We start from the raw sequence: 22,426 nt of genomic DNA, 5'->3' as shown, positions 1-22,426 counted from the left end.
GCCCTTGACAAGAGTTCAACTCATCGGCATGATTCGCGGCCTATTTTGTTTGCTATTTCCCAAGTCTTTCGAGGAGCTCGACGGTGGCCAACACACCTTCCGCCAAAAAACGTGCAAAACAGGCTGAGAAGCGTCGCAGCCACAACGCCAGCCTGCGTTCCATGGTTCGTACCTACATCAAGAATGTAGTTAAAGCCATCGACGCAAAAGACGCTGAAAAAGCGCAAGCTGCTTATGTTCTGGCCGTACCAGTTATCGACCGTATGGCCGATAAAGGTATCATCCACAAGAACAAAGCTGCTCGCCATAAAGGCCGCCTGAATGGCCACATCAAGGCTTTGAACCTTGCTGTTGCTGCCTAAGCGATCTGCTTGTTAAAAAACCGACCCTAGGGTCGGTTTTTTATTGCCTGCGATTTGATGAACCACCCATACCCTGTAGGAGCCGGGCTTGCCCGCGATGGCGTCATATCTGATCGCGGGCAAGCCCGCTCCTACAAGCTCAAGGAGCAGCCTGGGTCTGCGCCCAAGGCAAAATCGGAATCGCCGTCACGGCGTTCTGCGGGCTGCCTTCGATGATTCGGTCGCTATAGACCAGATAAACCAGCGTGTTGCGCTTTTTGTCGAGGAAGCGAACCACTTGCATGGTCTTGAACACCAACGACGTGCGCTCCTTGAACACCTCTTCGCCGTCCTTCAACTCCCCCTGAAAGCGAATCGGCCCAACCTGACGGCAAGCGAGGGAGGCTTCGGCGCGATCTTCAGCCAGACCCAAGCCGCCCTTCAGCCCGCCCGTCTTGGCGCGAGACAGGTAGCAGGTCACACCCTCGACTTTCGGATCATCGAACGCCTCGACCACGATCCGGTCGTTTGGCCCGACAAACTTGAACACTGTCGACACCGAACCGATTTCTTCAGCCGAAGCCAGCAACGGCAGCGCCAACAACACACCCAACAATCCTTTTATGACTCGCATCACAGCCTCCTGCTTCTTGATAGGACCCGGGTCGCAACCGCTCAAACCAGAATAAGATTGTCCCGATGCACCAGTTCCGGCTCGGCCATATAGCCCAGCACTCGGACAATGGCCTCGGATGATTGGCCGATGATTTTTTGTGCTTCCAGCGCGCTGTAGTTACTCAAGCCGCGAGCGATCTCGCGACCGTCCGGCGCGACGCAAACCACCATCTCGCCGCGACGAAAGCTGCCCTGGACCAACTTGACACCCACCGGCAGCAGACTTTTATTACCCTTCGCCAGAGCGGTCACCGCACCTGCATCGAGCACCAGGGTGCCGCGCGTTTGCAGATGCCCGGCGAGCCATTGCTTGCGCGCCGCCAGCAAGCCGCGCTCTGGCGACAGCAGTGTGCCCAGTTGCTCGCCAGCCTTAAGTCGTGCCAGCACGCGCTCGATACGCCCACCAACGATGACCGTGTGCGCCCCGGAACGCGCCGCCAGACGTGCTGCGCGCAGTTTGGTTTGCATACCACCACGCCCCAGCGCACCACCGGTGCCACCCGCCACAGCATCCAGCGCCGGATCATCGGCACGCGCTTCGTGGATCAGTTTCGCATCGGGATTATTGCGCGGGTCAGCATCGAACATGCCGTCGCGGTCGGTAAGGATCACCAGCAGGTCAGCTTCGACCAGGTTCGCCACCAGAGCCGCCAGCGTGTCGTTGTCGCCAAAACGGATCTCGTCGGTGACCACGGTATCGTTTTCGTTGATCACTGGAACCACGCCCAGCTCAACCAAGGTGCGCAAGGTGCTGCGCGCATTCAGATAACGTTTGCGGTCAGACAGGTCGTCATGGGTCAGCAGGATCTGCGCGGTATGGCGACCATGCTCGGCGAAACTCGACTCCCACGCCTGCACCAGCCCCATCTGGCCGATGGCCGCAGCAGCCTGCAACTCATGCATGGCACTGGGCCGGACCGTCCAGCCCAAGCGGCTCATACCCGCGGCAACAGCCCCGGAAGAAACCAGTACCAGCTCGACGCCCGCCTCATGCAGCGCCACCATCTGCTCGACCCAGACACCCATTGCCGCCCGATCCAGACCCTTGCCATCAGCGGTCAGCAGGGCACTGCCGATTTTCACGACCCAGCGCTGGGCACCCGTCACTTTGCTGCGCATCATCTTCCAACCTTAGCCAGAGAATTTTGGTTTATTCAAATTCGAGATACTAGTTTCTGCACGAAAAGTCGCCGAGCGAAGGTCAGGCAAGGCAAAAACAGGCGAGGAAGCGGAGTTTACGTGTTGTAAATGAGCATTCCGAGCCTGTTTTTAACGCAGCATCACCGAGCGCAGGCACTTTTCGTGCAGAAACTAAAACGCCGCTATGAAAGCGGCGTTTAGTTTACTGCACCCGATCAGTCACGGACGTAAATGATTTCCGGACCATCTTCATCGTCCTCCTCATCATCGCCCCAGACATCGTCGTCGCCAATGTCATGCACGCTCTTCACGCCGGTACGGCGCAAGGCACGCTGATCGTCCAGCGCTTGCAGCTGGGCGCGCGCCTCGTCTTCGATCTGCTGATCCAGCTCGGCCAGCTCGCGGGCAAAGGCCGGGTCTTCAGCGATACGCAGGTTACGCTCTTCGAGGTAACGCATGATGTCGCGGCTGAGCTGCTCGGTGCCGACCTTGGAGATCGCGGAAATGACGTAGACCGGACCTTCCCACTCCAGGCGATCGACGATTTCCTTGACCCGCTCTTCATGCTCTTCTTCGAGGATCTGGTCGCACTTGTTCAGCACCAGCCAGCGATCACGGTCGGCCAGCGACGGGCTGAATTTGATCAGCTCGTTGACGATGACTTCGGCGGCATCCGGCGCACTGGTTTCATCCAGCGGCGCCATGTCGACGAGGTGCAACAGCAAACGCGTACGCGCCAGGTGCTTGAGGAAGCGAATGCCCAGGCCCGCGCCATCGGAAGCGCCTTCGATCAAGCCCGGGATGTCGGCGACGACGAAGCTCTTCCAGCGATCGACACTGACCACACCAAGGTTCGGGATCAACGTGGTGAACGGATAATCCGCGACTTTAGGCTTGGCGGCCGACACGGAACGGATAAAGGTACTTTTACCGGCGTTCGGCAAACCCAGCAGACCGACGTCCGCCAGCACTTTCAATTCCAGCTTGAGGTCACGCTGCTCGCCGAACTTGCCTGGCGTGGTCTGACGTGGCGCACGGTTGGTACTGGATTTGAAACGGGTATTGCCCAGACCGTGCCAGCCACCACTCGCGACCAACAGGCGCTGACCGGCCTTGGTCAGGTCACCGATGATCTCCTGGGTGGCGGAGTCGATCACTGTGGTGCCGACCGGCACGCGCAGGACCAGCTCTTCGCCTTTTTTACCGGTGCAGTCGGCGCTGCCGCCATTGGAACCACGCTCGGCGTCGAAGTGACGCGTGTAGCGGTAGTCGACCAGGGTGTTGAGGTTTTCGTCGGCGATCATGTAGATCGAGCCGCCATCACCACCGTCACCGCCGTTAGGGCCGCCGTTTTCGATGAATTTTTCGCGACGGAAGCTCATGCAACCGTTGCCACCATCACCTGCTTTTACTCGAATCGAAACTTCATCAACAAACTTCATAACGCACGCCTCCCGCCACAGGGACGAGCTGAATAACACAAAGACATAAGACTCTTGCAAAAATGAGCGTTGCGATACCGATCAGAAACCAGCGACCTCAAAGGTCCACATCACAACAGCCCGCACAAACAGTTTTGCGAGAGACTCACCGACATCTACAAACAAAAAAGCCCCGTCGCAAGACAGGGCTTTTCCAGCAACTACGTGATTATGCCGCGACGACTTCAGTCTTCGGGACAATGCTCACATAACGGCGACCGAAGGCGCCTTTAACCTGGAACTTGATCACGCCTTCCACTTTCGCGAACAGGGTGTGATCTTTGCCCATACCAACGCCGTAGCCAGCGTGGAATTGGGTGCCGCGCTGACGCACGATGATGTTGCCCGGAATGATTGCCTGGCCGCCATACATCTTCACGCCAAGGCGTTTGGCTTCTGAGTCGCGACCGTTACGGGTACTACCACCAGCTTTTTTGTGTGCCATGAGTTCAATACTCCAAATAGAGGATTAGGCTGAATTAAGCCTGAATACCGGTGATTTTGATCTCGGTGTACCACTGGCGGTGGCCCATACGCTTCATGTGGTGCTTACGACGACGGAACTTGATGATGCGAATTTTGTCGTGACGACCTTGAGCGATCACTTCAGCGACAACAGTGGCGCCTGCAACAACAGGAGCGCCGATGTTCACTTCTTCGCCATCGCCGATCAACAGAACACGGTCGAAAGTCACGGATTCGCCGGTGGCGATTTCCAGTTTTTCGATTTTCAGGTATTCACCTGGGGCGACTTTGTACTGCTTGCCACCGGTAACAATTACTGCGTACATGGTATTTCTCCGTTAATCCTGCTCACCCAGCTCTTTATTAGTAGAGTATCGGCTGGCATGGCTGCATTGGGCTGGAACGGCCCTTTGCAATTGCGTAAGGCAGGTGCTGCCCAGGAAAGTTAGGGTGCGCGATTGTACGCAAGGCGCGCTTGCGTTGCAAGTGCTGGAACAGCGCGCCTTGACAGGGTGTTACCCGCGACCTAGCATGCCGCGCAACCCTTCTGGAGCGCCTGTCGCTGATGCAACCCCAAGCCTTCTACCGCGCGGTGGCGGACGATTTTAGTGCCGTTGACGTCATCATCAAGAAGCAGCTGACTTCGCGTGTACCGCTGGTGTCGAAAATCGGCGATTACATTACCTCGGCTGGCGGCAAACGTCTGCGTCCTTTATTGGTATTGCTGTGTGGCAAAGCGCTCGGCCGCGAAGGCGACGACCTGCGCCTGCTGGCGGCAACCATCGAATTCCTGCACACCGCGACCTTGCTGCACGACGACGTAGTCGATATGTCCGGCATGCGCCGTGGCCGCTCCACCGCCAACGCCTTGTGGGGCAACGCGCCAAGCGTACTGGTCGGTGACTTCCTGTACTCGCGCTCCTTCGAGATGATGGTCGAACTGGGCTCGATGCCGGTGATGCAGATCCTGTCCAAGGCCACCCGCGTTATCGCTGAAGGCGAAGTACTGCAGCTGTCAAAGATTCGCGACGCCAGCACCACTGAAGAAATCTACATGGAAGTGATTCGCGGCAAGACAGCGATGCTGTTCGAAGCCTCGACCCACAGCGCCGCGGCGTTGTCTGGCGCCACACCGGAGCAGACCGAAGCCCTGCGCACCTTTGGTGATCATCTGGGCGTAGCCTTCCAACTGGTCGACGACCTGCTGGACTATCGCGGTGATGCTGAAACCCTGGGCAAGAACGTGGGTGATGATCTGGCCGAAGGCAAGCCTACCCTGCCGCTGATCTACGCCATGCGCGAAGGCACGCCTGAACAGGCTGCGCTGGTACGTCAGGCGATCCAGAAAGGCGGCCTGGAGGATCTGGAAAGCATTCGCGCCGCGGTCGAAAGCGCGGGCGCCCTGGATTACACCGCGCAACTGGCCCGAGATTACGTGGCTCGCGCCATCGATTGCCTGGACGTGCTACCGGCGAGCGAATACCGCGATGCGCTGGTCGAACTGAGTGAGTTTGCGGTCGCGCGCACTCATTGATCAGAAATACCGCGTCAAACTCTTCGCAGACAAGTCAGCTCCTACGGCCTATCGGCCAGAAGCTGACATGTGCTGTGACGCAAATCCCCCTGTAGGAGCTGACTTGTCTGCGAAGGCGGCCTACCTGACATCCCCCCTTTCCAAACAAATCCTCCATAGTCCCTTGCTATTATCTTAATAAGAATTATTCTCATTAAACCCTTCAAGGAGATGAGACATGACTTATTTAATCGATGCCTGGCTGGACCGCCCACACCCCTACCTACGAATCCTCCACCGTGAAACCGGGGAAGTCTGTGCGGTATTGGAAGAGGAAGCATTGGACGAACTGCGCGATCAGGGGGATCTGGACGTCACGGGCCTGAGTTCGAGCGAACCCGGGGTGTTGAAGGAGCTAGTGCGCAATCTGTTTCTGTTCTGCTATGCGCGGGCGCTACGCCCCACGGGTGAGCTGCACTGACGATGAGGTCTGATTACAGGTTGCGTGCCCGTCATTGCTGAACGAATCAGGACGATTCATTCAGCAATCATCAGCTTACAAAGTGATGCTTACAGAACGTCCAACAGCTCGACGTCAAATACCAGAACGCTGTGCGGAGGAATGCTGCCAACGCCTTGTGCGCCGTAAGCCAATTCGCTCGGAACGTGCAGACGCCATTTGCTGCCGGCGTTCATCAGTTGCAGGGCTTCAGTCCAGCCGGCAATCACGCCACCGACCGGGAATTCAGCAGGCTGGCCGCGATCGTAGGAGCTGTCGAACACAGTGCCGTCGATCAGGGTGCCGTGGTAGTGAGTACGAACCTGATCATCGCGCGATGGCTTGGCGCCCTCGCCTGCGGTCAGGACTTCGAATTGCAGGCCGGAAGCCAGGGTGGTAACGCCTTCACGTTTACCGTTCTCAGCGAGGTAAGCCAGGCCAGCGCCCGCAGCCACTTCAGCCTTGGCTGCTGCTTCTGCCTGCATGATTTCGCGGATGACTTTGAAGCTGGCAGACAATTCTTCCTGACCTACGCGGCTTTCTTTACCGTGGAACGCATCCGTCAGACCTGCCAGGATCGCGTCCAGGCTGATGCCCGGTGGCGGGTTATCACGCAGCTGGTCACCCAGCTGACGGCCGATACCGTAGCTGACGCGGGTTTCGTCGGTGGACAGATTAACTTCGGACATAACACTGCTCCGCTGAGGGGCGCCTGGAAAAGACCGCACGTGGGCAGGCTGCGCTGCAAATCCACGGCATGCCGGAGACGCCCCGAATCAAAAGGGCAAGCAGCCTAGCACAGATGAGCAAACGCTCCCTACCCGCAGGTGCTATCAGGCGGAGTGAAAGGGGATCGGCACACGCAGGGTTTGTTCGTCGACATCGCGCAGGCCGCACATTTCATCGTGAACGACGGCATGCACCAAATTGAACGGCACCTTCGGTAAGGCGTGTAGCAGGTCTCGCGCATGCTCCACCGAGCGCAGGTGCAGGGTTCTGCCATTCAGATCATTGAGCGGATGCGACATGCCGCGCATGCGGGCTTCCAGCAGATAGATACCGCCTTCCATGGAGATCAGATTCAATTCATCGACACGCCCGGCTTTGGCATAAGCGGTCAGTTCCTGGAGGTTCATGATTCGCCCCTGTCAAAGCTGTACAGAACGTTTAGTTTTAATAAGTCTTGTACAGGACGGCGAAATCACAACGTCAAAACGACACCGCCCGTCCACTTCCTCACTGACGAGCGAAAGGGCCGGGCGACGAGAGAACGCTTAGTGCTTGGTCAGCTTGTCCAGATAGCCCATGGCGAAAGCGGAAACGACAAAAGTCATGTGAATGATCACGTACCACATGAGGTACTGCGGCTCGATGTTCTTCGCATCCATGAACACCCGCAGCAGGTGGATCGAGGAGATCGCCACGATCGACGCCGCGACTTTCATCTTCAGCGAGGTGGAGTCCATGGTTCCCAGCCAGCTGAGCTTTTCCTTGTCCTCGTCGATGTCCAGTTGCGAAACAAAGTTCTCGTAGCCGGAGATCATCACCATCACCAGCAAACCGCCGACCAGGGCCATGTCGATCAAGGACAGCAGCACCAGAATGAGGTCGGACTCGGCCAGAGAAAACACGTTGGGGATGACGTGAAAGACTTCCTGAAAAAACTTCAAGGCCAGGGCCAGCAAACCCAAAGACAAGCCAAAGTAAATTGGCGCCAACAACCAGCGCGATGCGTACATCGCATTCTCAAAATAGCGGTCCATCAAAACTCACAGGCGGTTAAAAAATGGCCGCGAGTATATCAGCGACGGTTTCTGTGAAACGGCTGACAGGCCCTATAGAACGCGCCTTTCCAGGAAAAACAGTTACCAAACATGTAGGCCTGCCCGTCACATAGCGACATTCAACGATGGCTTCCAACCTCCGCCCAGGGCCTTGTACAGATTGACCTGATTGATTTCTCGCGCCAGCTCCATTTCGAACCACTGCTGTTGCGCGGTGAACAATGAGCGCTGGGCGTCCATGGTGGAAAAATAGCTGTCCAGACCCGCCTCGAAGCGCAGGCGGGACTGACGATAGGCTTCTTGATAGTCACCCACCAGACGCTTCTGAAAGTCGACCTGGATCAGCATTTCCTGACGTGCATTGAGGGCGTTGGCCGTTTCACGAAATGCATTCTGAACAGTTCCCTCATACGCGGCAGTTCGCTCGTCGTATCGCGCATGGCTGGCGTCCACCTGTGCGCGCCGAGCCCCGGCGTCGAACAGCGTCAACGAGCCGGACAGCGCCACCGACCAGAATTCGGCCGGACCGGTCAGCAGCCTGGAAAAGTCTCCAGACAGGCTCCCTAATGCAGAGGTGAGCGAAAAGGTGGGGAAATAGGCACTACGCGCGGCGCCGATATCGGCGTTGGCGGCTCGCATCAAGGCTTCGGCCGCCATGATGTCCGGCCTGCGCTCGATCAGCGTTGACGGCAGCCCCGCCGGAACATCGGCCGTCGCCAGGGTTTTGCCCAACTCACCTTCGGGCAACAGGCCTGCGGGCACGGGTTGACCCACCAGCACGCGTAGCGCGTTCATATCCTGCGCCGCCTTCATGCGATAGGTGTTGACTTGAACCGCGGCGGTGTTGGTCTGGGCATCGGCCTGATGGACATCGATCCGCGCCGAAGAGCCCAGGTTGTAACTCGAACGCAGTAGCTGTCCGTAGTGATTCTGGGAATCGTAGGTACTCTGCGACAAGACCAACAAATTCTGATTGGCCTTCAGGCTCAACCAGGTACTGGCGACTTCACCGATCAAGGCCAGTCGGGCCGTCTGGTAATCGGCCTCCGAGGCTTCGAAACGGGCACCGGCTGCATTTCGCTGGCTGCGGATCCGGCCGAACAGGTCTAGCTCATAAGACGTGAAACCGGCCGTCGTCTGAAAGGTATTGGCCAGGCTGCCTGCGCTATCACCTCCGCCAGGCGTTCTGACCAGCGGCGGTATCTTGCTGCGCCCGGCATAGCTGTTGACGCCGATGGAGGGGAATAGATTGGCTTCGGCGCCGGCATAGGACGCTCTGGACTCTTCCACACTGGCGGCAAACTGACGCAAATTGCGGTTATTACTCAACGCCAGCTCCATCAACTGCCTGAGCCGCCCGTCGACAATAAAGCCATGCCAATCCTGGTCGAACGCCGCCTTGGCGCTGCAACACCCCGCTGACGCCGATTGCGGCCATTGTTGGTCGATGGGTGCGTCCGGCCGCTGATACTTGGGCTCCAGAGAGCAGCCACTCATGATAAGTAGGGATGCCAAACAGGTAGTGGGTACGCAGCCTTTCATGTTGGCGCTCCTATCATTAAATCTATAAGTCATTGAAAAATAAAATATAAATTTTAAGTCAGCCACCGATCCTATGTAGGAGCTGACTTGTCTGCGATCGGCTGCGAAGCAGTCGCAAAATGGCTGGACACGATATCGCTGGAAGGTCCTTCGTGTCGGACGCGACCCCGGCCTATCGCAGACAAGTCAGCTCCTACGCCCTCCGGGCAGAATCGAGACCGAGTTTGCTGCGCGACAGCGCGGCGTCGAAGACGGGGCGGGATCTCCTACAAGTAGTGACCGAGCAGCGCTCGTATCTGGGAAAGCGCGAGTGTCAGGACGTTACCTTTGGCTCTGAATACCTGCGGCACGGGCCTTTTTATCAAACCGCCACGCACGGGCTTGAATCGCGGAGCAAACAGTCTGGACGGCCGTCTGGCGCGCCGCAGCGGTACCGATCTGGCGCGCTTTTCGCCCAGCAACGAACGCCGTAACAAGCTGCCAAAAGCCATGCCTGGCTCGGCCTTGGCGGCAACGTTGGCCGTCGCATCGCTGAACAGCCGGGCGATGAGCCGAAGACGAAGCGCTTCGGACATCTCGATGAATTGCACACCCAAATGATCAGTGCGGTGATTTCGCATGACCTCAACGCCGACCCAGCCCACCTTGTTGACCCAGACCTGACCACGAAGGCCAGGCTTTATAAACCTCGAAAAAACGCAGGATAAAGAGGCCCCGCTGGTGGAAATATCCACCAGCCGGCACGCCAGGGTCGCCCCTAAAATACGAAGAGCTCCAGGTTTATCGAAGGGGAATCGCTCTTCGCCATGCAGGCGTGGCCGGTCGACGCAAGCCACCAGTGTCGCGAGGTTGTAGACCAGTGCGGCCACGGTCCAGCAAAGATTGAACAACATGTTGCCGTCGAAGGTGCCCGCGGTCGCAATGGCGGTATAGGCGCCGATCTGCGAGAACAAGGTCAGCGCACAGAAGAACCCGAACAACTTCCAGTGAATTGCGGTTTTGGAGCGATCCAGGCCTTTTGCCGTCACTTTGAACGGGCGGCCGAAGGGGCGGAACAAGGCACTGATGAGCGTCGCCGTGACGGCCAATGAAGCCACGATCTGGGTGACTTCGGTAAAAATCGGCAGCGTTCGACGGTCGGTGACCCAGGTGCCATACCCCCAAAAAGCAATCAGCGCGGGCATTCCGTAGGCGAGAAAATCGGCGGGGGCCGCATAAAACCCGGCGATGCCGAAGTACCAGTACAACACTGGCGAGACCAGCATCATCAAAATGAACGGCTTGGAGAACCAGTGCATCAGGCCGTGCAGGAAATGCAGGCGATCATTGAGCGTGTAGCCCTTGCCCCGCAGCGGGCCGTCCTTGAGCAACGCCACCTGAATCGTGCCCAGACACCAACGTCCGCGCTGATTGATGTACTCGCTCAGCCCCTCGGCCGAGAGGCCAATGGACAAACGTTCGTTCAGCCAGCGGGTGATGTAGCCCTTCTGCAGTAATTTGTAAGTGGTGTAGATGTCCTCGCACACCGAGCCCGTGGGAAACCCGCCGACCTCGGTGATAAGGTCGCGGCGAATGACAAACGAAGTACCGACACAGAACGCAGAGTCCCAGCCGTCCTTCGCCGGTTGGTAGACGTCAAAGAACACGCGCTGTTCGTCGACCCAGCAGGTCGACGAACCGAGATTGTGCTGGATCGGATCAGGGTTGTAGTAAAACTGCGGGGTCTGCACCAACCCGACCCGCGGATCATCAAACAAACCCAGGGTGCGCATGAGAATGGGTTGCTGCGGGGCGAAGTCAGCGTCCAGGACCAGAATGTACGGCGCGTTGCTGCTGTCGGCCGAATGACGTAAACCGTTGTTGAGATTGCCCGCCTTGGCGTACGCGTTATCGGCGCGACGCGTGTAACTCACGCCCACCTTGGTGCAATAGTCGCGCAACCAGTCGCGCCGGGTGTCATCCAGCACCCAGATGGAAAAGTTGGGGTAGTCGATGGCTTGGGCGGCGGCAACGGTTTTCTCCAGAATGTCGAGTCCCTCGTTGTAGGTCACGATGAACACATCCACCGCTGGCACCTCCTGACCCGCTGCTCGCAGACGGCGTTCCCCGGCATCGGCACTGACCCGGTGATCCGAGCGGCACAGCATCACGATGATTGAAAACAACGTGTAACTGACCGCCAGCAGCTCAAAGAACAAAAAGCTGTATGACCAGACCGTGGCAAAACCGGCATCAGTGCGAGGCAAGGTATCGCGGACCCGCCAGACGGCGTAGCTGATCAGCAGCAGCCCCGTCATTGCGCCGAAAGCGGCTCGCGCAGCCCATTGGTCGCGGTGCGTCAGGCAGCTGAACAGGACGACCATCGCCAGCGTCCAGAAATTGATCTGCAATAGTTGCAGCGTGTCCCATGCGTGCATGTCAGTTCACCTCTTGAGAACCCGTAAAGGGATTGACTCCAGTAGCGGCGATTGCCGCCCATGCGGTGGCGCCCAGATGAGGCAGGTGGTAGTAAAAAAAATCGTTGGCGACAGAGTCCGGACCTATAGCCAGACCGGTACTGATGCGCGACTCAGGCGTTGCAAACAGCCAGCCATCACTCGCTTGCTGAGCGGCCAGAACCGCCCAGAGCGGCTGCGCTTTTTCAGGCAGTCCGATCAGGCAGGCAACCGCAGCGGCCTGCGCCGTGCCCTCGGTCCACAAACCGTCCGGGTTACGATTGAAACCATAACCGGACCCGGCACGGTGCTGCTGGTCGATGAATTCAAAGACTCGACGCCAATCAGCCGGGGGGTCTTGCAGAGCAATCAACGGCCAAATCTGCGCGTCCAGCCCTGAGCGCTGGCGCTCGGACGTTTGCCCATCGCCCAGCGTGCCGATCAGAAAGCGGCCCTCACTGGCGTCCCACTGACTGAGGACGAACCCGCGCGCAATCTGCGCCTGATGCGCCGCATGTTCGTCCGGCGCCAATTGATCCAGGGCCGTCCAGGCGGCAGCCAGGTCAGCGTTGTGCTCAGTGGATTTCCAGCCCTGCTTGACCTGCCTGGAGGTGTAGCCGTAGTAACCGCCGATAAACCCTTCGGGCGCCTGGCTGTCGTAGGTGTTCTGTTCAGTCCAGTGCAGGACGCTTCGAGCCGCATCGAGATAGCGCTGCTCCCCGGTTTGGCGAAATGCCTCCAACAGCGCCAGTGCCCCCCAGGCTTGATTACCCGTGGCGCTACTGACCTGATAAGCATCCTGATTCCACGCGTTACGCTGCACACTCCAATAACCAGGCAGGCGCATCGCGCGCCCGTTAACAGGCCCCGCCGCGTAGGCGTTGCGCAATCGTCCGTCCGGATATTCAGGGTCGTTTGAAGTCGCGTACGCCAGCGCATCCGCAATCCGACGTGCCGATTGCGGTTTTCCGCAGGCGAACAAGGCGATGCTGGCCAGAGCGTTATCGTAAGTGAACGCAACCTCACGCAGCGCCTGGATATCCGGTTCCTCACCCGCCAAGGGAGGATAACTGGCCAACAACACTGGTCCTTCTGCTTGTGCCTGCACCGCTTGGTCCAGGCGGGTGCAGGTGGTCACTGCCAGGCCCGTCATCGCATCCGCAGCGAGCAGCGGGCTTGCGCAATAACCGGCCGCCAGGAACCCGAGCGCCAGCACCCAACGCCTCCCGCCACCGCACGAGGCGGCCATCAACGTACGACCTGGGCGGTGACCCAATGCCCGGGGTTGCAGGCCAACGCCCGCTGGTCTTCCGTGAGATCGGTATCGAAGGCACCGACCACGTAGACCGAGTTCTGCTCGGCGTAGGGGAATGGAACGCTATAGCTGCTGGACTGAAGGTCCGAGTGGCTGGACAGCAGTTGCACGACCTTGGCCTTCAGGGTTTTATCCAGCCCACGAATAGTCACCTGAAGCACACTGTCGCGATCGATCTTGCTGGCCATTCGTTCCGGGAACACCGCAATCACGTAGCTCTGGCTGCAATCGGTTGCCCGGATCAAGGTCGCACCCGCACGCACCAGTGTTCCTTGCGGCGCCACCAGTTCCTGGACCGTGCCAGGTGAATAGGCCACCACGTCATACATGGCCATCAGCTTGACCCTGGCTTGTTCGGTGGCAATCAAGCGGTTGAGGTTGTCGAGTTCTTGTTGTTGGGTCGCCCGGTTTTTGGCTTGGTTGACCAGGCTGAATTGCAAGGTGGTCATTTGCGCCTTGAGATTGAATAAGCGCAATTGATCGGGCCCCAGATAAACCTCTTCGTTGGCCGCGCTGAGGTCCCCATCATTGATCCGCACCTGCGACCTGACGGACTCGGCAGCGCCCTGCAGGGATGCCAACTGAGCTTTGGAAGAATCCACCACCGCTTCGCTGACAGCGCCCTGACGAAACAGCTCCAGATTACGCTCGACGGTCCCTTGGGCTTCCACCAAACGAGCGCTGGCCGCACTGCTTTCCGCCCTCAAGGCTTTTTGGGTGAACATCTGCCGTGAATGAAACGCCGTTTGATATTGCTGACTGGTTGCCTCCAGCGCGTCGTAATACTGCTGGTCATGCTCCGCCTGGCTGGTCAATGACGACAATTCCTGTTCCAGGGTCAAGCGACGGGTTTGCAACGTCAGCAATGCTTCTTGATTGGCCCGCGGATTTTCGATGGTCGCAATGTCTTGCCCGTTGATGAAGGTCGCTCCGGGCTGGATCGTGAGCGAACTGACCACGCCATCGATAGGCGTTGTCAGCAAAATCATCGGTGCATTCAAAATGGCCCGCGTCGCGGACGAAGACAGCAACGGCATGAACAGCGTCGAAAACAACAGCCAGACAATAAAAATCAATACGCCGAACCCGACCAGGCGCGGCAATAGGGAAAGTGAAAAGCGCTTGGCGCGAGTCTCATCCATCTTCCTGCTCTCCTTCGCAGAGTAATAAGCACATTCGGCACATGAACGGTTCGACCCGACAGGCAGGCGATAAAAACCCGTGACTGTGCAGGGCAGAAGGCAAATAAAACTGAAAAAAATGACAGTTGTTCGACGGGCTTGAAACAGTACTAACCCATTGATTATTATTATTTTTTTGTTACGAGCAGGAATAAGCCTTCCTGTCTTTTTGGCGGGTAGATCAGAGCCATGAAACACAACCCGGATTTGCCGGATCGGAGCGTACGACGTTAAGTCCGACCTCCATGACTGTCAAGTACATGGCGCATTTGATTGGTGGCGTCATTAATCTGGCATCATACCGACTACACTGAAATGCAACCTCGAACCCAGCCTGCGTGCTTTAGACTCCAAGGCTACGACGAACGCGAACGGGATCGGTTCGGGCGCCATTGACGCCCTTCAACACCTGACAGGAACACCATAAATGGATGTCAGATTTGCTCTCACCAGCCTGGCGCTGGCGCTCTCGCTGCTATTGAGCGGTTGCTCCGAAAAAACCGACGAAGAACAGCAAGCCGCGTTCAAAGCGAAAGCCGAGCAGTTCGAGAAAAAACTCGAAACCATTCAGGACCCGAAACTGAAAGAAGAGATCACCGACCTCGGCGGCTCTCTGCTGATGCTCGAACAGATCAAGCTGGAGATGCAGAAGAAGCCCATCGAGACCCACTACAGCGAAGACAGTCTGGCCTTGCTCAAGGATTACCCTGACACCCAGGCTGTGACCGATACCTACATCAAGGGTCTGTTCGTACAGCGCAAGTCGTCCGATTCCGACACTCTGACGACCCTCGAGCCTGTGTTCCCGTTCACCTTTCACTCCCCGACCGAGTTCCCGTTTCCGCGCAACCTGAACTGGCAATCAGTCACGCTCGACAATAAAACAACGATCCCTTTCGCCAAGGAAAGAGTGGAAGACTCCACCAGCATCCAGTTGACGCCTTCGCTGTATGACACGACCAGCCCCAATGATCTGGATCTGATCTACCCCTACAAAGAGGGCACACCGCCGCTGAACGCGAAGACCAAACCGAATCCAGTGACGCTCAACGGCGAAATTCAGGTGGTGACACCGCGCAAGGTCAGCACCTTCGATTTCTCGAAAAAAGATGTCGGCACCCAACGCACAGACGACAACATTACCGTGACCCTATTGGCCCTCGACAAGAACTACGCCGAGGTCGAAGTGCAGAACAGTGCCAGCCTCTCAGACGAGCTGATCGATGAGGACTTCAACCCTCTGATCATCCAGGCGCAGGACAAAACCCGGCAGTTTCTCTCGCGTTCGGGGGGTGTCACTCTAAACGCCACACAGATCGCGTTTTATGAGAAACAGCTCGCCGCTTTGATGGACCAAAAGCAATACAGCGAGGCATTTCAGAATCAGCTGGACGCTGACCTGCATGCGTTCAACCAGAAGCAGAAAACCCACTACGCCAAAATGTACTTCAACGGCCTGATCGATAGGGTCCAGGTCAGCGTGCTGGATTACTCGCAAACCAAGGTCAGTAAAACCGAATTGAGCGTGCCGGTTCGTCAGTTTGACGAGCACACCTTCGGCCTGACGATCCAGCCGCTGCCGCTTCCGGTGGTGGTATATGACGCCCAGGTCGAAGACCGCCTCAAGACTTACGACCTCAGTGAAGAGCAACTCAAAAAGAGCATCGTCATTCACCAGAATGTGGATAACCCGCTAGACGCGAAAATCAAATTCAACCATCCGCGGACCTTCAGCGACGAAATGCGCAGCTCATTGTTTGGCGCTGGCGAAAACCTGATCTCGTTCTATACGCAGGGCCTGGATGGAAAACCAGGCAATGAAATCGAACTGCCGTTCGACGCCTATGAAGTCGACGTCCTGGAGGGCGAAATCAGCTATGACCTGAGCAAGTTCCCGCGACCGCCCGCCTATGCTTCCGGGACCATGCCGTTTTACCTGGGTCACATCGAAAAAAGCTTCATGGACGTCGGCAAACTGCCCGAAGGGCTGACGTTGACGGGTAATGCGCTGATCATCGACCAGACGCATTTCCCCCATGAGAAATGGCGCTTTTATGGCAAAGACAGCAAGGGCAAATACCTCAAGGAAGTCCTCTCGGTCAGCCAACAGGCCAAGAAGAACAGCCCTATGTTTGACGTGCATTACTTCTACGGCGAGCCGGCAAGCCTGGAGGCCTACCAGCGCACCCATGTGAAACGGATAAGTTTGGCGTTCAAGGTCAAACTCGACAAGCCGAGCGCAGCCAGTCTGGAAGAACTTGACCAGACGACTTCAGCTGCCCCGGACGTAGACGAGTAAAAAACCTCGTCAGCACCGCGAGTTCAAAACTGGAGCGTTCGCTGACTATGCGAACTGTCACCGTTTATGCGGCGCAACTCGCCTTGCAGATGCAACTGCCAAATTGGCACGTCATTGGCCACCTGATAGCCGTGCAGGGCAAGGCTTTCGGCGATGGCCATCAACACTGATTCGGCGGCCAGAGGCCCGTGGAAAGGCCCTTGAGCCTTGAGTGCGGAGGGTTGTTCCCCAGACATGCCGGCTGCGAACAGTAACGTCCACATACCGTTATCTCCAGAGAGCGGGCGAATCACACATTCGATACGGGTGACCAGTCCCAGACATTGGCGGGTAAGACAGAGGCTGCGCGGCATGGCGAGCTCCTCGATAGCTACAGTGTTCACTCCTCGAACCGATGAAGGAGCGCGTCAATCCTTTTGACAACTGTGGTATGTCTCCAGAATAGAAGAAAAACAGCATTCGAAAAGGCCTAAGGGGTGATCGGGCGCCGAATGGTCATGCCACTACGTCGGCGCCCTGCCCTTTGAATCAGCTTTTTTTGGCCAGGGATTTGAGTTCCGGCTGCAACTGTGCCGGCTCTTTCTCCAGGTCCTTGAGTTCCTCATCGCTGAGCATCTCAGAAATGACTCGCAAGCGCTCGACCACGCGGGCATTGACACTGCCTTCCGGGAACTGACCGTCTTCGTCCGGCGCACCGGCAGGCTCACCGACCAGCAGACTCAACGCTTCGTCGGCCTGGCGCACCGCGTAAACATGAAACTGTCCGGCACGCACCGCTTGCAGCACGCGCTCGTCGAGCATCAGGGTCGCAACGTTGGCGTGCGGGATGATCGCGCCCTGCTCGCCGGTCAGGCCACGCGCCTCGCAGAGACGGAAGAAGCCCTCGATTTTCTCGTTGACCCCGCCCACCGCCTGCACTTCGCCAAACTGATTGATGGAGCCGGTAATCGCGAAACACTGCTTGAGCGGTGTTTTCGACAGCGCCGAGATCAAGGTGCAGGCTTCACCCAGCGATGCGCTGTCGCCGTCCACATAGCCGTAGGATTGCTCCAGAGCGATGCTCGCGGAAATCGCCAACGGAAATTCCTGCGCATAGCGGCTGCCCAGATAGCCGGTGAGAATCATCACGCCTTTGGAGTGGATCGGCTGACCCAGGTTGACCTCACGTTCGATATCGACGATACCGCTGCCGCCGGGATAGACCGTCGCCGAAATCCGCGCCGGCACACCAAACGCCGAATCGCCGACTTCCAGTACGGTCAGCCCGTTGCACTTGCCCACCGCAGCGCCTGCGGTGTCGATCAGGATGATGCCGGCGAGCATGTCGTCGAGGATCCGCGCCGAAACCCGACCGGTGCGCGTGGCTTTAGCCTTGAGCGCGCGTTCGATATGCCCGGCATCGGTCTTGTCTTCATTGGCCAGTTGGCGAATGAAGTCGGCCTCGCTGACCAACTGGAACAGGTCGCCGATGCGCGCCGATAACCGGCCCTGATGTTCGGCCAGGCGGGCGCTATAGGTCGCCAGACGCGCCACGGCGTCAGCGGTCAACGGCGCCATGCCTTCTTCCGAGGTGCGGGTTTTCAGCAACTGGGCGAACTGCTCCAGACTTTCGTCGACCATCGGGATGTCTTCATCGAAGTCCACCAGCACCCGGAACATCTCCTGGAAGTCCGGATCGACGTCTTGCAGCGCGTAGTACAGCGAACGTGCGCCGATGATGATGACTTTGACCTGCAGCGGGATCATTTGCGGGCTCAGGGTCACAGTCGCCAGACGACCCAGTTCGCCGAGTGGCGATTCCATCTTCAACTTGCGCGATTGCAGTGCGCGCTTAAGCGCATCCCAGACAAACGGCTCGCCGAGCATTTTTTCGGCTTCGAGCACCAGAAAACCGCCGTTGGCCCGATGCAGTGCACCGGGGCGTAATTGGCGATAGGTGGTGTACAGCGCGCCTTGATCGGTGCTGTATTCGATACGGCCAAACAGGTTGTCGTAGGTCGGGTGTGGCTCGAACACCACCGGCGCGCCGCCGCTGGCCGGGTGACCGACCACCAGGCTCGGGCAATATTGCTCATCCAGCAGCTTGCGCGCCTGGGCGTCGGTTTTGCTGTCATCGACCAACTGCTCGACCACGGTTTTCAGCAGGTAAACCTGCATGCCTTGCAGGTAAGCGCAGACCCCGGCGTTCTCGGCGTATTTCTCGGACAGTGGCGCCAACAACGGCTGCAAGGCCAGGGTGATGGTCTCTTCGTTCAGCTGACGCATCTGGTTGCTGGATTCGCGCTTCCATTGCGGCAAGCTGGCCAACTCCTCGTTGAGACGCTCTTCGAGGCCGGAAATATCGTCGTGGAAACGGTCACGATCAACTTCTGGCAGCTGCGAAAATTCGGCCTCGTCCAGGGCTTTGCCTTCGCTCATCGGCGTGAACGCAATGTTGGTGCTGTCGCGGTAAAGGGCAACGTCCTTTTCCAGTGCCAGGCGCTCGATCACGTCCAGCGCTTTGTCATAGCGCTGATTGAAAGCACGATCGATGGCGCTTTTTTTCTGTTGGTAGGACGGGTGCTCAAACACGGCCGGAAAGGTCGCCAGCAGGTTATCGACCAGACCGTTGATATCGGCCATGCACGCGCCCGCAGTGCCGGGTGGCAACTCCAGCGCACGCGGCTCGCGTGGCTCATCGAAGTTGTTGACGTAAACCCAGTCCGACGGGGTTTGCATGCGCTTGCCTTCGGCTTTGAGGTAGCGCTTGACGAAGGAGAAGCGGCCCGTGCCGGGCTCGCCCATGACAAATACGTTGTAACCGGGGCGCGGCATGGCCACGCCGAACTGCAAGGCTTCTACTGCTCGCTCCTGGCCGAGCACACCACGAAAGGGTTCCAGATCATTGGTCGTCGTGAAGCTGAACTGTTCAGCGGAAAAAGGACGTGTCAGCGCTTCAGGCGCAATACGCAGGCTGGCAGCAACAGGATCGGGCATCGGGCATCCTTACATCAGGCGGGGCAGATGAGGGCATTCTGGCGCTCGCTGTGCCCGGCTGGCAAGGCGCGCAGAAGCCGAATGTTTTCCAATCGTGCGCGACCCCGCCTCGATGCAGAAAAAGTCGCTGGTTAGATAACTATTTGCGATAAACCACGGAACCCGAGGATCGTGCCTAAACTCCAAACTACGCGGCCGGAAGTGGTAAAGCTGGCTTACCCTGGCGCGGTGATCGGCCAGGAACCCGATATTTGGTTGAACACAAAAGAGAACACAGCTATGAAACGGATTCTTCTCGGTACTCTTTTCACCGTGGTATCCCTTAACGCCCTGGCCCAGGCTCCAGGTGGCCCGGATTGCGGCTGGGGCAACATGCTGTTCAAAGGCCAGCGGGGCACTCCGGCTCACATCCTGGCCTCCACGACGAACGGAACGTCGGGCAACGCGACCTTCGGTATGACCTCCGGCACGAACGGCTGCTCCACCAACTCAGCACTGACCTACGGCGGGAGATCCTGGATCTCCATGAATGGCATGATGGATGAGCTGTCCAAGGACATGGCCGTGGGCCAAGGGGAAGCGTTGACCACATACGCGGTGGTGTTGGGCGTTGCACCAGAAGACCGCGCGCATTTCGCCGCAGTCACCCACGAGCACTTCCAGCAAATATTCAGCAAAGCTGACGTGACCGCCGAGGATGTCCACACCAACACCCTTGCCGTGTTGAAAAGCGACCCTGTTCTGGCCAAATACGCGACTCAGGCCTAAGGTCGACCCGCCTGCCCCCCGGTTCAGGGGGCAGGATTTTGTTGCGACGCAAACTGCCTGGTTGCCCTCACTCCTGACTAGTTGCTCTCTATGCTCAAACGCCTTGCCTATGTGGCGCTCTGTGTCTGCGCCCCGCTGTATGCCGCGCCCCATATCGACAACGATCGCTTGCAGCCATTGGCAAACACGCACTTATGGATATCCCTGGGCCACTATGAAACCGCCAAGCTCGGTGGCTGGCGCAGCTATGTCGACGACCCCAAGTTCTTTCTCGCCGCTGACGGCGCCCACGACCCGGCGGCAGAGCTGAGCGCCACCCTCAATGCCATTTATGCGCCTGCCAGCGAAGACCCTACTGATCAGGACAAGCACGCCCAATGCGTGTACCCGGCGCGCACGCGCTTTCTGCGTGAACAACTGCATCTGACCGATCTGCCTGTCGTGGACTGCAAGGCGTTCAACCAGTGGTTCAAGGACATCGCGCCGGACAGCACTGTGCTGATTTTTCCCGCAGCCTATCTGAACAGCCCGTCCTCCATGTTTGGCCACACCCTGCTGCGGATCGATCAGGCTGATGTGCAGAAAAATCATACGGCGCTGCTCAGCTACGCGATCAACTTTGGTGCCTACATCGAAGGCATGGACAACAGCATCCTGTATGCCTGGAAAGGTTTGATGGGGGGCTATCCCGGCCTGTTCGCGCTGGTGCCCTATCAGGAAAAACTCTCCGAATACCGCAGCCTGGAAAACCGCGACCTATGGGAATACCGGCTTAACCTGACCCCGGAAGAAACCGGGCGAATGGTCGAGCATGTCTGGGAGCTCAAGCAGATTCGCTTCGGCTATTTCTTCTTCGACGAAAACTGCTCGTATCGCCTGCTGGAGTTGCTGCAAGTTGCGCGACCGAGCCTGAACCTGACCCGGTCGTTCCCGCTGACCGCCATTCCCACCGATACCGTACGCGCCGTGAAAGACGCAGGTCTGGTGGAAAAAACCGATTATCGACCGTCCCGCGAGCGCGAACTGCTCAGCCGCGCCGCGCCACTGAACGGCGATGAACAACAGTGGGTGCTGAATGTCAGCGCCGACCAGAAACAACTGCAAAACAGTGACTACCAGGCCCTGCCGAAAGAGCGCCGTGCGTTGATTCAAGACGCCGCCTACCGCCTCGAACGCTACCGCGCCAACGGTCAGGAAAGAGACACTGAACGCTCGCAGCGCAGTTTCGAGCTGCTGCGTGCGATCAGCCAGAATCCGCCGCCACCGCAGGAAATCGACCGCCCCGGCTTGCCGGAAGACGGCCACGAGTCCCGCACCTGGCAGTTGGGCGCGGGCAGCCGTGATGACAAAGCGTTCGCCGAATATGGCCTGCGCATGGCGTATCACGACCTGAACGACAACGCCTACGGTTTCCCGCTGGGGGCGCAGATCGAAATCCTGCAGCTCAAGCTGCGCCAGTACGAAGGCAATCATTGGCAACTGCAACAGCTCGACCTGGCGACCATTCGCTCCCTGACCCCACGCAACGCCCTCCTCCAGCCCTGGTCCTGGCAGGTCGCGGGGGGCCTGGAGCGGGTGTTGGGCAAGCATGGCGACGAAACCCTGGTCAGCCACGTCAACGGCGGCGGTGGCGGCACTTGGCAGCTGGGCGACGACATGCTCGGTTTTGCGCTGGGCACGGTGCGCGTCGAACACAACGAAGACTTCGCGGCCCTGGTGTCACCGGCCGCCGGCTTCAACACCGGCCTGCTCTGGCGCAACCCGCTGGGCAACCTGAGCCTGGAAGCCAAGGGCGATTACTTCACCAACGGCGAAGTGCGTCGCAGCGTCAGCCTGAACCAACAATGGGAACTGTCGCGCAACCTCGGCCTGCGCCTGAGCGCCCAGCGTGAATTCAGCCAACTGGCATCGCCGGTCAACGAAGTGATGCTGGAAATGAAGTGGTATCACTATTGATGAGTGCCTGATACACATAGATCTGTGGGAGATCCCGCGCCGTCGCGCAGTAAACT

At 58.2% G+C, this 22,426-nt stretch carries 20 protein-coding genes; 6 read left to right on the top strand and 14 right to left on the bottom strand.

Going from position 1 to position 22,426, the window contains the following annotated elements:
- Positions 1 to 83: 83 nt before the first annotated feature.
- On the top strand, positions 84 to 362 hold the full coding sequence (rpsT, locus tag AC1MEE_RS29335; RefSeq protein ID WP_029292043.1) for a 30S ribosomal protein S20: 279 nt from the start codon (positions 84 to 86) through the stop codon (positions 360 to 362).
- A 139-nt stretch (positions 363 to 501) separates the two neighbouring features.
- Here rpsT and AC1MEE_RS29330 read toward each other — a convergent pair whose 3' ends face one another.
- The 5 genes from AC1MEE_RS29330 to rplU all read right to left on the bottom strand — a co-directional run bounded on the left by AC1MEE_RS29330 (position 502) and on the right by rplU (position 4,428).
- Positions 502 to 975 (bottom strand): CreA family protein, encoded by a 474-nt coding sequence (locus AC1MEE_RS29330; protein ID WP_480412918.1) that lies wholly within the window; start codon positions 973 to 975, stop codon positions 502 to 504.
- A gap of 41 nt (positions 976 to 1,016) precedes the next feature.
- Positions 1,017 to 2,135: a glutamate 5-kinase gene (proB, locus tag AC1MEE_RS29325; protein WP_480416374.1), complete on the bottom strand. Its 1,119-nt coding sequence runs from the start codon at positions 2,133 to 2,135 to the stop codon at positions 1,017 to 1,019.
- Positions 2,136 to 2,371: 236 nt separating this feature from the next.
- Positions 2,372 to 3,598, bottom strand: a complete 1,227-nt coding sequence (cgtA, locus tag AC1MEE_RS29320) for an Obg family GTPase CgtA (protein ID WP_480412917.1) — start codon at positions 3,596 to 3,598, stop codon at positions 2,372 to 2,374.
- Positions 3,599 to 3,806: 208 nt separating this feature from the next.
- Complete coding sequence (gene rpmA, locus AC1MEE_RS29315) at positions 3,807 to 4,082, bottom strand: 50S ribosomal protein L27 (RefSeq protein ID WP_019411882.1); 276 nt, start codon at positions 4,080 to 4,082, stop codon at positions 3,807 to 3,809.
- A gap of 34 nt (positions 4,083 to 4,116) precedes the next feature.
- A complete protein-coding gene (rplU, locus tag AC1MEE_RS29310) occupies positions 4,117 to 4,428 on the bottom strand; it encodes a 50S ribosomal protein L21 (RefSeq protein ID WP_480412916.1) in 312 nt (103 codons plus the stop codon).
- 239 nt (positions 4,429 to 4,667) lie between these two features.
- Between rplU and AC1MEE_RS29305 the strand changes: the two genes are divergently transcribed.
- Complete coding sequence (locus tag AC1MEE_RS29305) at positions 4,668 to 5,636, top strand: polyprenyl synthetase family protein (RefSeq protein WP_480412915.1); 969 nt, start codon at positions 4,668 to 4,670, stop codon at positions 5,634 to 5,636.
- A gap of 217 nt (positions 5,637 to 5,853) precedes the next feature.
- Positions 5,854 to 6,096: a PA4570 family protein gene (locus AC1MEE_RS29300; protein WP_480412914.1), complete on the top strand. Its 243-nt coding sequence runs from the start codon at positions 5,854 to 5,856 to the stop codon at positions 6,094 to 6,096.
- An 89-nt stretch (positions 6,097 to 6,185) separates the two neighbouring features.
- On the opposite strand, the gene bamJ is transcribed toward AC1MEE_RS29300, so the two are convergent.
- From bamJ to AC1MEE_RS29265, 7 genes are all read right to left on the bottom strand, one after another.
- A complete protein-coding gene (gene bamJ, locus AC1MEE_RS29295; protein ID WP_480412913.1) occupies positions 6,186 to 6,803 on the bottom strand; it encodes a BamJ family beta-barrel-assembly machinery protein in 618 nt (205 codons plus the stop codon).
- Between the two features lie 144 nt (positions 6,804 to 6,947).
- Positions 6,948 to 7,250 (bottom strand): DUF6482 family protein, encoded by a 303-nt coding sequence (locus AC1MEE_RS29290; RefSeq protein WP_480412912.1) that lies wholly within the window; start codon positions 7,248 to 7,250, stop codon positions 6,948 to 6,950.
- 138 nt (positions 7,251 to 7,388) lie between these two features.
- Positions 7,389 to 7,877 carry a TIGR00645 family protein gene (locus tag AC1MEE_RS29285; RefSeq protein ID WP_480412911.1) on the bottom strand — a complete coding sequence of 163 codons (489 nt, stop codon included), beginning with the start codon at positions 7,875 to 7,877 and terminating at the stop codon, positions 7,389 to 7,391.
- A 126-nt stretch (positions 7,878 to 8,003) separates the two neighbouring features.
- Positions 8,004 to 9,440 (bottom strand): efflux transporter outer membrane subunit, encoded by a 1,437-nt coding sequence (locus tag AC1MEE_RS29280; protein ID WP_480412910.1) that lies wholly within the window; start codon positions 9,438 to 9,440, stop codon positions 8,004 to 8,006.
- A gap of 266 nt (positions 9,441 to 9,706) precedes the next feature.
- Positions 9,707 to 11,857, bottom strand: coding sequence for a glycosyltransferase family 2 protein (locus AC1MEE_RS29275; RefSeq protein WP_480412909.1), 2,151 nt, complete (start codon positions 11,855 to 11,857; stop codon positions 9,707 to 9,709).
- Between the two features lies 1 nt (position 11,858).
- The gene (locus AC1MEE_RS29270) at positions 11,859 to 13,124 is read right to left on the bottom strand and encodes a hypothetical protein (RefSeq protein ID WP_480412908.1); all 1,266 of its coding nucleotides are present in this window, start codon (positions 13,122 to 13,124) and stop codon (positions 11,859 to 11,861) included.
- The gene (locus tag AC1MEE_RS29265; RefSeq protein ID WP_480412907.1) at positions 13,124 to 14,332 is read right to left on the bottom strand and encodes an HlyD family secretion protein; all 1,209 of its coding nucleotides are present in this window, start codon (positions 14,330 to 14,332) and stop codon (positions 13,124 to 13,126) included. The genes AC1MEE_RS29270 and AC1MEE_RS29265 overlap by 1 nt, the downstream gene beginning before the upstream one ends.
- A gap of 466 nt (positions 14,333 to 14,798) precedes the next feature.
- Here AC1MEE_RS29265 and AC1MEE_RS29260 point away from each other — a divergent pair, with 466 nt between their 5' ends.
- Entirely contained in the window at positions 14,799 to 16,670 is a 1,872-nt protein-coding gene (locus AC1MEE_RS29260) for a hypothetical protein (protein WP_480412906.1), read from the top strand.
- Positions 16,671 to 16,693: 23 nt separating this feature from the next.
- On the opposite strand, the gene AC1MEE_RS29255 is transcribed toward AC1MEE_RS29260, so the two are convergent.
- Entirely contained in the window at positions 16,694 to 17,023 is a 330-nt protein-coding gene (locus tag AC1MEE_RS29255; RefSeq protein WP_480412905.1) for a PA4575 family protein, read from the bottom strand.
- A 175-nt stretch (positions 17,024 to 17,198) separates the two neighbouring features.
- Positions 17,199 to 19,646: a Lon protease family protein gene (locus AC1MEE_RS29250; protein ID WP_480412904.1), complete on the bottom strand. Its 2,448-nt coding sequence runs from the start codon at positions 19,644 to 19,646 to the stop codon at positions 17,199 to 17,201.
- Between the two features lie 279 nt (positions 19,647 to 19,925).
- On the opposite strand from AC1MEE_RS29250, the gene AC1MEE_RS29245 reads away from it, so the two are divergent.
- Positions 19,926 to 20,414, top strand: a complete 489-nt coding sequence (locus AC1MEE_RS29245) for a DUF3015 domain-containing protein (protein WP_480412903.1) — start codon at positions 19,926 to 19,928, stop codon at positions 20,412 to 20,414.
- A gap of 90 nt (positions 20,415 to 20,504) precedes the next feature.
- Complete coding sequence (locus AC1MEE_RS29240) at positions 20,505 to 22,370, top strand: Lnb N-terminal periplasmic domain-containing protein (RefSeq protein WP_480412902.1); 1,866 nt, start codon at positions 20,505 to 20,507, stop codon at positions 22,368 to 22,370.
- Positions 22,371 to 22,426 lie beyond the last annotated feature (56 nt).

It is taken from the genome of Pseudomonas sp. ASL3 (genome assembly GCF_056680425.1).
This window is presented reverse-complemented; position numbering and strand designations above follow the sequence as displayed.